Below are 13,562 nucleotides of genomic sequence, written 5' to 3'. Positions count from 1 at the left end.
AAACAACGACTAGGTTTCAGACTTTGCTTCTAGTGGTATTTTAACTAAATTTATAGGATCTAAATCTTCTTTTACTTCTTCTTCTGCTAAGGTTAAAACACCAATTGAAGTTTCTTTATGTAAGACTTTAAGTAGAGCTGCACACATAATAGTTAACAGAATTAGGATTGGAAAACCAAACAAAATAACCGCTGTTTGAATCGCCTTTAATCCACCTACATAGAGTAGCCCTAAACTAATGGAGGTTACAAAGAAACACCAGATGAGTCGCGTACGAATAGGCGTCTCTTTTTCTGAACGAGTATCAAGGAAACATAATACGTGCGTACCGCCATCTTGTGAGGTAACTAAATAAGTAATCAATAATAAGCATGTGGTAATACTTAGGATCATTCCAAATAAACCATCATCAATTGCATCATACAAGGCAAAGATTGCTAGCGTGTTGTCCTTTTGGGTTGCTTTAACAATTGGGCCACCTGTAAATTCAGATGAGACTTGTGTTGTGTCTATGGCTTTGCTTTGTAGATTTGGAGTAGCAGTTGACTGAGCTTTTTCTATTTGTGCAGTCTGTTGTTTCTCAAATGCGTGGCGAGCATTTTGCTCAACTTTAAGCGCAGAACCACCAAAGACGCTCATCCAAAGGAATGTGACCAACGTTGGAATAATTAAAACACCCGCGATAAGTTGACGAATCGTGCGGCCTTTGGAAATTTTAGCAATAAACATGCCTACAAAAGGTGCCCATGTTGACCACCATAACCAATAGAAGGCTGTCCACCAATTTTGCCATTCAGAATCTTTTTGTGCATCACTCCATAAGCTCATGCTGATAAAGTTTGAAGAATAGTTACTCAGGCCTTCCATATAAGAATGGGTGATATAACGTGCAGGGCCAACACACATTAAAATAGCAATAAGAATAATGGATAAAATAATATTTAATTCAGAGATACGGCGCATTCCTGTACCAATACCTCGCACTACAGAGATTGTTGCGAGACTAGATAACAGTAATAGAATAATAAATTGGGAGGTGACATTGATGCCTAAACCAAATACTTTGTTGAGGCCTGCATTAATTTGTAACACACCCAGCGCAAGGGTTTGAGAAATACCAAAGGTGGTGACTACAATGACAATAATATCAACTAAATTTCCAATCGGGCCATAAATACGATTCCCAATAAAAGGATGCAAAATAGAGCGCAAAGAAAAAGGGAGCCCTTTACGATATGAGAAATAACCAATGGCTAAAGCGGTAATACAGTAAACAGACCAAGCATGTAAACCCCAATGAAAAAAGGTAATTTGCATCGCCATACTGGCAGCTTCATCCGTTAAACCTTTGGTAAAAGGATTGCTTGCATAATGATTCATGGGCTCTGCAACACCCCAGAAAACCAGACCGACGCCCATTGCACATGAGAATAACATTGACATCCATGCAAAGTAACTGTACTCGGGTTTGTCTGTGTCTTTACCTAATTTGATTAACCCATAACGGCTGAACATGAGATAGATAAGAAAGAAGCAGATACCTGTAGCAGCCAATAAGATAAACCATTTCATATTGTGCAGTAAGATACCGGATAAATAAGAAAAAATTTCAACGGCTTTATCTGCGTAAATTGCACAAAATAAAATAAATATAATGACTAAAACTTTTGAAACCACAGATACGACTGTGTTGGATTCAGAGATCCCTGTTGTACGCATAATTCCTCCTTGGATGCGTGGCAAGCAGCTAACTACCTATTAACTGTTTGTGTAGATCGTAAAAGAGTAAAGATATCTGAGCGGGATGCTCAACCTATTTATTCTCATCTCTGAGTGAGTTTTTGTAATACGTATATTTTTGCAAGACACCAAATTTAATAAAAGTGTTATACAAAAAAAATGCATGATTAAAACTCATGTATACCGAGCAAAAAAGTCGTTTGTTTATCATCAAGATGTTTTCCACAATCTCCATAAAGCAGCACATCGTGCAATAAGCAATGTGAATAGCAACGCAGGGAGTACTGCGTGATTCAAAATAAATGGAGATTATTAGATGAATAGCCAAGTCAACCAAAAACTGATTACAGTTCAACAAGTCGACAATGTTTTAAATCCGATTACTGAATCCAATGGTATGCCAAATATCGCCTATACCAGTGATGAATATTTTAATTTTGAACGTGACCATATTTTGAGTAAAACTTGGGTATGTGTTGGCTTTGCTTCTGATTTGCCGAAAAAAAGCTATGTCAAACCAAGCAACTTTATGGGTATGCCATTAGTCATGATGCGTAACCGTGAAGGTCAGGTTCAAGTTTTTCATAATGTATGTAGCCATCGTGGTATGCAACTGGTTCATGAAGAAGGCACCATTGAAGGTGTGATTCGTTGTCCATATCACTCTTGGAGTTATGACCTCAATGGTAACTTAAAGGGAACTCCGCACGTTGGTGGTATTAACCAACATAAGGATGATCGTTTTAAGTGTGAAAAACATGGCTTAAAAGCACTTCGTTCAGCGATTTGGATGGATATGGTGTTTATTAATATCTCTGGTGATGCACCAAGCTTTGAAGAGCATATTGCACCACTAGTTGAACGTTGGAAACCTTTCTTAGGTGAAGATGGATTAGATTTAATTCGCACCAGTAAAATAGGTTCAACTTTTGAGTTGCCTGTAAAGAGTAATTGGAAGCTAACAGTTGAAAACTATTGTGAAGCCTATCATTTGCCGTGGGTACATCCTGCATTAAATACGTATTCAAAACTTGAAGACCATTACAACATCATGTTTGAAGACCGCTTTGCTGGTCAGGGGAGTTATAAATATAACTTATCTGCAACTGCGGGTACACATTTACCAAAATTTCCACATTGGCCAGAAGAACAATTGCGTCATGCTGAATATGTGGCGGTGTTCCCAAATGTATTGTTAGGTATTCAGGCCGATCATGCATTTGCCATGATGATTGATCCGATTGCTCCTGAGAAAACACTTGAAAAATTACGTTTGTATTATGTTGGGGATGAGTCATTAAAGCCTGAATACGATGCTTGCCGTGAAGCAACTTTAGAATCATGGAAAGTTGTTTTTGCTGAGGATATTTTTGCAGTAGAAAATATGCAAAAAGGTCGACATTCTCCTGGTTTTGGTGGTGGTGTTTTCTCACCTGAAATGGATTTACCGACTCATTTCTTCCAACAATGGTTAGCAACTCAAGCCAAAGCAGCGTTGGAGGCATAATATGCAACACTACCTCAATTTTATTGATGGTCAATGGCGAGATTCTTCTCGCCAGTTGGAAGTCATCAATCCAGCAACGGCGCAAGTATTTGCTACGGTGGCTCAAGCCAGTATTGAAGATGCTGATGTTGCTATGACCGCAGCTCATCGTTGTGCAAAAAGTGGTGTATTAACCGATGTTCGCCCTGCACAGCGTACAACATGGCTACTAAAAGCAGCGGATGCAATTCGTGAAATGGCTACTGAGGGTGCATTAATTCTGTGCCGTGAAAATGGTAAAAATTTGGCAACAGCACGTGAAGAATTTGATGAAGCCGCACGTTACTTCGAATATTACGCAGGAATGGCAGATAAAATTGAAGGAATTTCTGTGCCTTTAGGCAAAGATTACCTTGATTTTACTTCTTATATTCCAATGGGTGTATCCGTGCAAATTGTGCCTTGGAATTTCCCTGTGTCCATTTGTGCACGCTCTTTAGCCCCAGCTTTGGCCGCAGGTAATGCAGTCGTGGTGAAATCACCTGAAATATCCCCACTGGGTATGATTTTATTATTTAAAGCACTTGAAAAAGCTGGATTGCCACAAGGTGCGATCAATTTACTCTGCGGTAAAGGTTCAGAAGTGGGAAGTTGTTTGGTTAAACACCAATATACCAACCAAATTGTATTCACGGGTTCTGTAGCCACTGGGCAGCGTATTTTAAAAGATGCTGCTGAACGTGCGACTCCATCAGTCATGGAGTTAGGTGGAAAATCAGCAGCAATTGCTTTTGCCGATGTCGACCTTGAACAATTATTGCGTAGCGTCAAAGTCGGAATTTTCTATAACTCTGGGCAAGTGTGTTCTGCAATGTCACGTTTACTTGTGCATCGTAGTCGCTATGACGAAGTCAAAAATGCGGTGGTGGGTTTGGCTGAAAGCCTAACTGTGGGAATTGGTGAAAATAATGCTGAACTTACTCCCGTTATATCTCATGATCAGCAACAGCAAATCTTAGCAATGATTGCAAAAGCACGACAAGAAGGCGCCAATATTCTGACGGGTGGGCACGCAGCAGATTTATCTGGCTATTTTGTGTTACCGACAATTATTGAAGCATCTCCTGAAATGTCGATTGCACAACAAGAAGTTTTTGGCCCTGTACTCGTGATGATGCCATTTGAAACTGAAGACGAAGCTGTGGATATTGCCAATGGCACAGACTTTGGTTTGGTTGCTGGCGTCTTTGGCGAAAGTCTGAATCAGACATTACGTGTAGCCAATCGTTTGATTGCTGGGCAAGTATTTATTAATGAATGGTTTGCTGGTGGTATCGAAACTCCTTTTGGTGGTGTCGGTTTATCAGGGTTTGGTCGTGAAAAAGGGCAGGAAGCCATCTTTAGTTATGTTCAAACACGCAATATTGGAATTCGTTTGCAACATCACGTGTAAATAGTAGAAAAGGGAAGTAGACACGATGAGAAAGTGGTTATGTATTGTCTGTGGCTGGATTTACGATGAAGCGAAAGGCTGGCCTGACGACGGAATTGCTCCAGGTACCAAATGGGAAGACATTCCTGAAGATTGGATGTGCCCTGAATGTCAGGTTGGTAAAGCTGATTTTGAAATGCTGGATATTACAGATATTGCTCTTGAAGAATCAAGCATTGTAAATGTGATTGAACCTATTGTGATTATTGGAAGTGGTCATGCTGGGTATCAATTGGCTACAGCATTACGTAATCAATCAAAAGATGTGTCCATTACCCTATTTACAGCAGATGATGGTGCAATTTATAGCAAACCTTCTTTGTCGAATGCTTTGGCATTAGGTAAAGACGGGGAAAGTTTGGTACGAGAGACCGCCTTAAGTTGGGAACAACGCTTAAATATTCGAGTTTATGCGCATACATTTGTTAAGCAAATTGATCGTGTGAAGAAAAAAATTCACACCTCTATTGGTGAATATCCATATGGCCGCTTGGTTTTAGCTACTGGTGCAAGTCCGATTGTTATTCCAATTCAGGGCGATACGTCTCATGTCTATAGTGTGAATGATTTAGCTGATTATCGTCTTTTCCGAGAAAAGTTAGAGACCAAACAACACGTTACTATTCTAGGTGATGGATTAATCGGATGTGAATTTGCCAATGATCTCGCTGCGCATGGTATTCAAGTGACCGTAGTCGGCTTAGGTCGATCAGCAATGGGACGTTTGATTCCAGAAGAATTAGGTCATGCATTACAAAATGCACTGAATCAAATTGGAGTTGAATGGAAATTACAAAATAGTATTCAGTCAATCCAGAGTATTAATGAGCGTTATCAAGTTCAGTTACAAGATGGGCAGTTATTAGAGACAGACTTGATTTTGAGTGCTGTTGGATTACGCCCAAATATTACATTGGCACAAATGGCAGGTTTAAATACAGCACATGGTATTTGTACAGGTCTTGATCACTGCACCAGTGATAACTCTATTTTTGCTTTAGGTGATTGTGCTGAAGTAGAAGGTCAATGGCTGCCTTACATTAGTCCGATTAATCAGGCAATTCCAGCCTTAGCGGACAATTTATTAGGCAAAACTCAAATGACTCAATTACAAAACAGTCCTGTCATTGTGAAAACGCCAATTTTACCGCTTTCACTCCTTCCTGCAATGGGGGATGGAAAATGGCATGTTGAACAACATGAGGGAGAATGGAGTGCAGGTTTTTATGATGACACAGGAAAATTAATAGGTTTTGCCTTATTGGGACGTCAATTACAACAACATCGTAGTCAGTGGCTTGAGAAACTGAATACCCATCAACCATCGATAGTTTAAGGAAGAACAAGATGATTGCTTTACCAAATGATGATAGTACTTGTGGTTGGTACTCAGCTTTACCGCCAGCATCACCTGCCCAGAAGTTGCTTGGGACACAAAAAGCTGACTATGCAATTATTGGTGCAGGTTTTGCGGGATTAGCAGCAGCACGTAGGCTTGCTGAGTTAAAGCCAAATGCACGCATTATTTTAATTGATGCTCAACGTATTGCAGAAGGCGCATCTGGTCGTAACTCGGGATTTGTGATTGATTTGCCACATAAATTTGCATTAAGTCATCCAGATCCAGCGCATAAGCAAAAATTGTTAAGTTTGAACCGAGCAGCCATTGCTCAATTACAGGGTTTGGTCGAAAAATATAACATCGAATGCCAATGGTCTGCGGCTGGTAAATATCAAGGGGCGATTGGTGAGCGAGGAGAAGCACATCTTAATCACTTTGAACACTTGATGAAAGATCTTGGAGAGCCGTTTCGCTGGGTGGAAAAAGCAGAGCTGAAAAAGGTTTTGGGGACAGATTATTATAGTCGAGCGATTTTTACGCCCAGTTCTTATTTAATGCAACCAGCCGCTTTAGTCCGAGGTATGGGAGATCATTTACCTGAAAACGTAGAATTATTGGAACAATCTCCTGTTCGAAGTTTGAAAAAGGAGAATGGTCAATGGATACTTCAAGGTGATAACGGCACTATAACGACACCAACCGTGTTATTGGCGACCAGTATTTTTACCAAAGAATTCGGTTATTTAAAAAACCGTCTATTACCAGTAATGACTTTTGCAAGTTGGACTCGACCTTTAACTGATGCTGAAATGTCACGTTATCATGGTGAGTTAGATTGGGGACTTACCCCAGCAGATCATGCAGGCACGACCTTACGCATGACGGCAGATCGCCGTATCTTAATTCGTAATACCTATAAACATGTGCCGAAATATGGTGCAAATGTGAGTGATGAAACTCGATGCTGGGTTCAAGAAGACCATCGCAAAGCATATTTAGCTCGTTATCCTGATTTAGCAGATGTTCCATTCACCCACACGTGGGGTGGCGTTTATGCTATTTCTCGTAATTTCACCAATTTCTTTGGTCAGTTGGAAGATGGTGTTTATGCCAGCGCTTGTGACAATGGGGTTGGTGCTGCATGGGGAACAATTTCAGGAACATTACTGGCTGATTTAATTGTAGGTACAGATTCCGCAGCCTTAAAAGATATTCAGTATGTCACTGGTATGCCGAGCTTAAACCCACCAGAGCCATTTTTAGGCATTGGGGTAAAAACCCGTATTGCATTTGAAAAATGGCGAAGTCGTAGTGAATTATAAACAGGATAAAGACATGAAAGAAGTCAAGTTAGTAGATAGTGCCAAGCTTAATTTTAATTTACGTGGCGAAACTCCAGATGGTACTGCCTATGTAGCAAGAGCATTAGGCGAAGATGTTTCACCCAATATGGGGATTGGGTTTGCACGCTGGGAAGGAGCAGAAGTCACTTGGAAAGTTCTTTATGATGAAGTGGTCTTTGTGATTGAGGGATGTTTTGAACTCACAGCTAATGGTCATAAATATGAGGTACGCCCAGGGCAAATGTTGTGGATACCAGAAGGAACAGAATTAATCTATGGTGGGCATGCCTTATTTGGTTATGTGGTACATCCTGGAAATTGGAAAGAATTACACGGCTTAGCCTAAATGCTAGGCAATTATTAGAGCCAATTAAAGCGTATCAATTTATCTTTATATAATCTTTTTACGTTATAGGCCAAGCCAAGGCCTATAACGATCAATTTCAAAAAAATCAAATTTGGGAATTTCTCCTGAAGGGAGAAGTGTTGCCTGAAAAAGTATGAGAAAGCAGGAATAGCTTTCTATAAATCTTCATTTAAACAAGGATATGTAAATGAAAAAGACGTATTTAAAAGTTGGATTCGGCCTAGTGAGCATTGTCATGACATTGCCTAGTTTTGCTGGTGTGACCTTTGGTGATCCACAAAGCGAATTAGGTGCATTGACAGTATCTGGGGCAGTCCGAGCAAACTATCAAGATAAGCATTATGGTGAACCAGCATCCGATCAGAAAGTGAAATTTGATGCAGCAATTTTACGTTTAGGTTATGAATCTCCTGATTGGTTTGGTCAAGCCGAATATCGTTGTTATCAGTATGATACCTTTTGTGACTTTTCAACTTTGGTTTCGGGTTATATGGGATATCGCCTAAATTCTACTGATAATATCAGTGTAGGTTTACAACCGATTCCATTTGGGCCAGGGCGATATTGGGATAGTAGTTTCTATGCAGGCATCAACAATACCATGGGATTACAGGATGCTTTGAATTTAGGCGTGAATTATCACGTTGAAATGCCTTCAGCAACCAAAGTAGATTTAGCTTATTTTGCTACAGATGGTGGAAATTACCATGGTGAAAGTAAAGATGCTGCACGTTATACAGGCAATATGGTGACATCCTCTGATCCACTTAAAACAGATTTAAATGAAAAAAATATGTGGATGGCTCGTGTTGATCAAGAACTTAAGTTTTTAACGACAGATGATTTGAAAGTCTCATTAGGTGGAAGTTATTGGCATTCAGATATTGAAAATAAGAAGGCTTCGGCGGATGGTACACGAAATGCTTGGGCACTGTTTAACCGAATTAACTATAAGAATTTGAATATAGTTCTTACAGGTGGGAAACAGTCGATTAGCAATAAAGATGCTTTGAGCCCGAACAGTTCAACTTTTGGTTCTTTTGATACTGAATATGATATTGCGAATAAAGGTTACTTTTATACTCTAGATACCAGTTATGTCTTTAAGAATGTTCGAGATTCTTTCAATATCACTCCATATATGGTGCTGAGTGGGTTTAATAAAAAAGAGCAGGGTTTTGATGACTCACAACGAAATATTGTGGGTGTCGCATGGGGTTATAAAAATGTTTCTTTATATACAGAGTATTTAATGACTAAGAATGATCCATTTGTCGGTGGAACAGGTAGCTCCTTGGCTGCGGGTGACGATGGAAAGTGGAACAAGCTTTTGAATATTATGTTGATCTATAATTTTTAGAAATAGACCCTTTTACAGGGTTAAGCGGTTATATTATTTTCAGGAAGCGATTTCGCTTCCTGAAGTTTTGAATAGGAATATTATTAATATAAGGTGAAAGTGATTTTTAGTTATTTCGATTAATCAAGTTGCTAATTTAGATTGCTGAACTTGATTTTTACGAATAGAAAGCCAACATATTAGTGATCCAATCGTGACAATGATTGCACCATACCAGAAGTTTGTAGATAAACTTGAATGTAAAACAATGACTGAAAATGCTGATGAAAGCATTGGGGAAAAATAGGAGAGCATGACTAATATTGGCATATTGCCCTTAATAATACCCACATTCCAAGCTAAATATCCCATTGCAAAAAAGAAAGCATTTAGAATAATTAAGAAATAACTCGTGATAGAGTTAACGTGAGGGAAAGAAAAACCTTGGGTAGATAATGTTAAAACCCATAAAGCCGCAGCTGTTAAAATAAAATACAACGAAATAGCATTCGTACCATTGCTCTGTTTTTTAGTATAAATACAGTATACCGCCCAGAGTAAGGATGCTAATAAAATGAGTAAATAACTGGTTGGATTTTTATAAAAATTATCAATAAAATTCATGTTTGGGTGGTAATTGATCATGATAATGCCAGAAAAACTAATTAACACACCAACAATAGTTAAAAAATTTACTTTTTCTTCTTTTAAAAAAGCGAGTATTAAAATAATTAATGTTGGCCATAGACTGAAAATAATATTCATTTCTATAGATTTTTCTGATGATTGAGCTAAAGTAATTGAAAATGCGAAACATAACTCAAAAATAACAAACAGTATGCTAGAAATAAATAAGAATTTTTTAGAAACTTTTTTAAAATCAGGTAGACCGTAAGATAAATATAAAATAATGGCACTGAAAGTATAGACATAAGTAACTGTATATAGTGGGCCAAATTTTTCCGTCGAGAGTCGTAATAAACCGACTAAGGTAGACCACAGCAATAGAGCTAAAATACCGATGCTGGTTGCAATCTGGCGATTCATTGGAGTTGTCTGATTTAAATAAATGTTAATAATAATTTTTTACTAGGTTATTGAGAAGTTTTATTCGCATGATGATTTTTCATATATCAATGAGTTTTTATTATGGATACATGTTTTGTATTAAGAGTTGAGTTTAGGTTTTGAGAACGCGATTATCATTACACCAACTATACTTAATATAGAACCAATCGATTGTATTAAAGTTAAGTGTTCATTCAAAATAATATGGATAAAAATACAGTAGCAGGCAATAAATGGAGATAGTTCCGTTAAATTTAAAGATCCAAAACTTAATGAATTGCATTGCTTGGTGTAAGGATATGAATAATCAAATCTCTAATTTTTATCACAAGTTTTAGAAATAGCCATTACTATCAGAGAGCTTTTGAACTTTTCCAGAGGGGGCTTTTGTTGTTTTAATCTTTGTATCTATTAAGGGGATAACAATTTTTAGTATGCGGTAAAAGTCTTCAAAACAGTATGACTTCTAATAGGTTATTTTAGATGTGAATAGAAGGGGGGGGTATAAATCATTGATTTAATTTTTCTAAATGGTTGCAAATAAACTATAAAATGGTGCGCTCTGCGGGACTCGAATTAGTTTTTTATCTAATTGAAAAATAAAATAATAAATTTTTGTGTTTCATACCACATTGTGTACCGTAAAAAATAAAAGTGCAATTTAATTTATTCTTTTAGTAACTGGTTATTGATCTGATTTTGAGTATTACACCTTCCAACTTTATATACATTCTTTCTCTAACAAGGTGACTAAATGGAGTATAGCTGTTGCCTTACTCAACCTTTTTCGCAGAAATTTATTGATCTCATCCCTTGGCCGAGGAGTGTGAGGACGGTGAATTAAAAGTGGGAGTTCATGAAAGTTAAATTTTACAGAGTGCTCGATTATTTGAGCGAATACCGCTCGCATCGATGATCAGGAGTAAACATCATGAATGCGATCACAGGCCAAACTTTTCAGATGAATCAAATTATTAACTTATAAAGAAGTTATTCAATTTACATGTTTGAGTCGTGCAACGATATATAACATTATGGATGAACGTCACAAGCACTATGATCCTACTTTTCCAAAACAAGTACATCTGACAGTAGGGCGTGTGGGGTGGTCTGCTTGGGAAGTTAATCAATGGATTGAGGCTAAGTTAGCGACTCGTTGATATTGGGGGCTCTAGCTCCTTTATTTTTTGTTCAAAATAATACATAAGTCTGTTAAATATTGTCTATCTATTGCCTTGCCTAGAGCAAAAATTTAATAAAAGTAGTTATCTAAAGTAACCGATTTTAAAGTAGTTTTTCAATATCAGGCATGGAATGGTAAAAGTCACATAAAAACTGTGATAACGAAATGATTACTATACGTCAAGACTCACCTCATGGCACAAGGCAAAGTGCATCATCCTGTAGATATAAAACTAATTCCACAGTTTTTTAGTATGCCGGATGACTTTGATTATTGGTTCAATATTTCGACTCTTTAGAACGTCTCGCATTACATTTATCAGCTCATAGGATTGTGTAGGTTTAAAGTAAAAAGGCTTTCCTTTTTTATATGAATTAAACTTATTTTGTTGAGCGAGTGTGTCTATATAAAAATTAATTGGATGGTTTTTGGATAAATAAATCCCTTAATTTTGTGTGGTACAGCTAATATTTATTTAAATATTTATTAAATAATAATGATTTAATTTTAATTTAATTTTGTAATTTTATTGGAAAGTATTGTAAAAAATATACATTCGTAGATAATTGGTTGTTAATTATTCCGAGTATTTTTGTAGGGTATTTTTATGCTAAAAACCATAAATATTAGTATTGCTATTATTATTTTTCTTACTGCTTGTACGACTACTCCAAATTATAAAAAACCTGCAAATTTACTTTTTCAAGAAAAAAGTGCCGAAAAAAATCAGGTTATTCGTGTAGTAAGAGATCAGAAGTTATGTGCAGATGATTCAATTTCAAAACAAAACTGTCCAATTGATTTTTATATAGACAGTATTCAAGCGGGCAATTTTTATGTAAATAACTCTGCACAGTACAATCTAAAGTCCGAAACTTATAACTTTAAAGTTAAAAACTGTACTACAAATTCATGTCAAAGTTGTGATGTAGACCTTAGCGTTGATCAATTAGTCGATCGCAATTTTATATTGTCTGTAGATACGCAAGGTAAGCCCTTTATTAGCAATGGCGGTAGTCCTTTAATTTGTTCTGTGAAAGATGAAAAGTTAAATAGTACTGTGCCAAATTTAGTGAAGAAAGAAACAACGATGCAGATTAATTTGGCAGCAGATACATTGTTTAATGTCAATGGCTCAGCACTTAATGACTTACTTCCGAAAGGTCGTCAGGAAATTCTTAATGTTGTACAACAATTTCAACAAATTTCGTTTCTGTACGCCAAATCAAATTAGTGGGACATACGGATCGATTAGGTAAGGACAGCTATAACAAGTTACTTGGTTTAAAACGTGCTGAGACGGTACGTGATCTTCTGATTCAGAATGGTGTAGCTAAAAATTTTATAGCTATAGCCAGTGCGGGTAAGGATCAGTCAATTACAGATGGCTGTTTTATGACTAAGTCTCGTGAAGCATTAAAAGTATGTTTACAGCCAGATCGTCGCGTTACTGTGGAAATTATTGGTGTTTCTAAGTAATTAAATATTTGAAATATAATTAAAATGCATTTTGAGTGAAATATGACTAATTTTATTGTAATTGAAAAAGACTCTTTGAGTAAATCAACAGTTGACACTACACACATTGCTTTAGTAGAAGCTTCTATTGTTCATACTAAAATGAACCGTGATGACGTTGCCGAATTTGTACGTGATGGCAACAATTTATTGCTGAAGCTAAAAAATGGTGAAGTAATTGTAATTGAAAACTTTTTTGTAATACATGATGGTGTGGCTTCTGATTTAGTATTTGAAGAGAATGGTTGTGTCTTATATTGGTTTGATGGCATTTCCAATTATAAAGGTATTTCTGGGTTAGAAGTGTTATTACCAGACGCAGCTGGTAAGCTTGGTGCTCTTGTGCCATGGTTGGTTGGAGCTGGTGTAATTGGTGGTGTAATTGCTGTAACAGGCGATGATAAAGAAACGGTAGCACGTGATAATAACGAAACGATAAAACCGGACTTTACTGTCCCGAAAGCACCAGAAGTTATAATTCATAATGGTAATGATGGCAGCATTGATTCTGCAGATTTGGTCAATGGCAAAGTTACTGCGACAGTTAAGCCAGTCGATCCAGTCCAAGAAGGCGATGTGATCACCATTACTCGTCCAGATGGTTCAACAAAAGAAGTTGTGGTTGATGCATCGAATAAAGATGACATTAATAGCAACGGTATTAGCATTGAATTTGATAAACCT

Annotated in this window: 11 protein-coding genes and 2 pseudogenes; 11 read left to right on the top strand and 2 right to left on the bottom strand. The window is 37.3% G+C overall.

Annotation, left to right across the window (positions count from 1 at the left end; all coding sequences use genetic code 11):
- Positions 1 to 9: 9 nt before the first annotated feature.
- Positions 10 to 1,719: a BCCT family transporter gene (locus tag B9T28_RS13080; RefSeq protein ID WP_086204429.1), complete on the bottom strand. Its 1,710-nt coding sequence runs from the start codon at positions 1,717 to 1,719 to the stop codon at positions 10 to 12.
- A 337-nt stretch (positions 1,720 to 2,056) separates the two neighbouring features.
- Here B9T28_RS13080 and B9T28_RS13075 point away from each other — a divergent pair, with 337 nt between their 5' ends.
- The 7 genes and pseudogenes from B9T28_RS13075 (at position 2,057) to B9T28_RS13050 (ending at position 9,130) form a co-directional block, all read left to right on the top strand.
- On the top strand, positions 2,057 to 3,247 hold the full coding sequence (locus B9T28_RS13075; RefSeq protein WP_086204428.1) for an aromatic ring-hydroxylating oxygenase subunit alpha: 1,191 nt from the start codon (positions 2,057 to 2,059) through the stop codon (positions 3,245 to 3,247).
- A 1-nt stretch (position 3,248) separates the two neighbouring features.
- Positions 3,249 to 4,679: an aldehyde dehydrogenase family protein gene (locus B9T28_RS13070; RefSeq protein ID WP_086204427.1), complete on the top strand. Its 1,431-nt coding sequence runs from the start codon at positions 3,249 to 3,251 to the stop codon at positions 4,677 to 4,679.
- 25 nt (positions 4,680 to 4,704) lie between these two features.
- Positions 4,705 to 4,866, top strand: a pseudogene (locus tag B9T28_RS15085) (rubredoxin); the annotation flags it as partial.
- A complete protein-coding gene (locus tag B9T28_RS13065) occupies positions 4,855 to 6,054 on the top strand; it encodes an FAD-dependent oxidoreductase (protein WP_252053656.1) in 1,200 nt (399 codons plus the stop codon). The pseudogene B9T28_RS15085 and the gene B9T28_RS13065, both read left to right, overlap by 12 nt.
- An 11-nt stretch (positions 6,055 to 6,065) precedes the next feature.
- Entirely contained in the window at positions 6,066 to 7,382 is a 1,317-nt protein-coding gene (locus B9T28_RS13060) for an NAD(P)/FAD-dependent oxidoreductase (RefSeq protein ID WP_086204425.1), read from the top strand.
- Positions 7,383 to 7,395: 13 nt separating this feature from the next.
- Positions 7,396 to 7,749 carry an ethanolamine utilization protein EutQ gene (locus tag B9T28_RS13055; RefSeq protein WP_068886385.1) on the top strand — a complete coding sequence of 118 codons (354 nt, stop codon included), beginning with the start codon at positions 7,396 to 7,398 and terminating at the stop codon, positions 7,747 to 7,749.
- A 208-nt stretch (positions 7,750 to 7,957) separates the two neighbouring features.
- On the top strand, positions 7,958 to 9,130 hold the full coding sequence (locus B9T28_RS13050) for a hypothetical protein (protein ID WP_086204424.1): 1,173 nt from the start codon (positions 7,958 to 7,960) through the stop codon (positions 9,128 to 9,130).
- Between the two features lie 123 nt (positions 9,131 to 9,253).
- Here B9T28_RS13050 and yddG read toward each other — a convergent pair whose 3' ends face one another.
- The gene (yddG, locus tag B9T28_RS13045; protein WP_086204423.1) at positions 9,254 to 10,156 is read right to left on the bottom strand and encodes an aromatic amino acid DMT transporter YddG; all 903 of its coding nucleotides are present in this window, start codon (positions 10,154 to 10,156) and stop codon (positions 9,254 to 9,256) included.
- Between the two features lie 952 nt (positions 10,157 to 11,108).
- Between yddG and B9T28_RS13040 the strand changes: the two are divergent.
- The 4 genes and pseudogenes from B9T28_RS13040 to B9T28_RS13030 all read left to right on the top strand — a co-directional run.
- Positions 11,109 to 11,337, top strand: a pseudogene (locus tag B9T28_RS13040) (AlpA family phage regulatory protein).
- A gap of 630 nt (positions 11,338 to 11,967) precedes the next feature.
- Positions 11,968 to 12,594: a hypothetical protein gene (locus B9T28_RS13035; protein WP_252053648.1), complete on the top strand. Its 627-nt coding sequence runs from the start codon at positions 11,968 to 11,970 to the stop codon at positions 12,592 to 12,594.
- Complete coding sequence (locus tag B9T28_RS15080; RefSeq protein ID WP_252053646.1) at positions 12,594 to 12,839, top strand: OmpA family protein; 246 nt, start codon at positions 12,594 to 12,596, stop codon at positions 12,837 to 12,839. Before B9T28_RS13035 ends, B9T28_RS15080 begins: the two co-directional genes overlap by 1 nt.
- Before the next feature lie 75 nt (positions 12,840 to 12,914).
- On the top strand, positions 12,915 to 13,562 hold a 648-nt coding region (locus tag B9T28_RS13030; protein WP_171263524.1), incomplete at its 3' end, for a BapA/Bap/LapF family prefix-like domain-containing protein.

The sequence above is a fragment of the Acinetobacter silvestris genome (genome assembly GCF_002135235.1).
In the GTDB taxonomy this organism is placed as follows: domain Bacteria; phylum Pseudomonadota; class Gammaproteobacteria; order Pseudomonadales; family Moraxellaceae; genus Acinetobacter; species Acinetobacter silvestris.
Note: the sequence above shows the minus strand (reverse complement) of the source record. Positions and strands in the feature narration are given on the sequence as shown.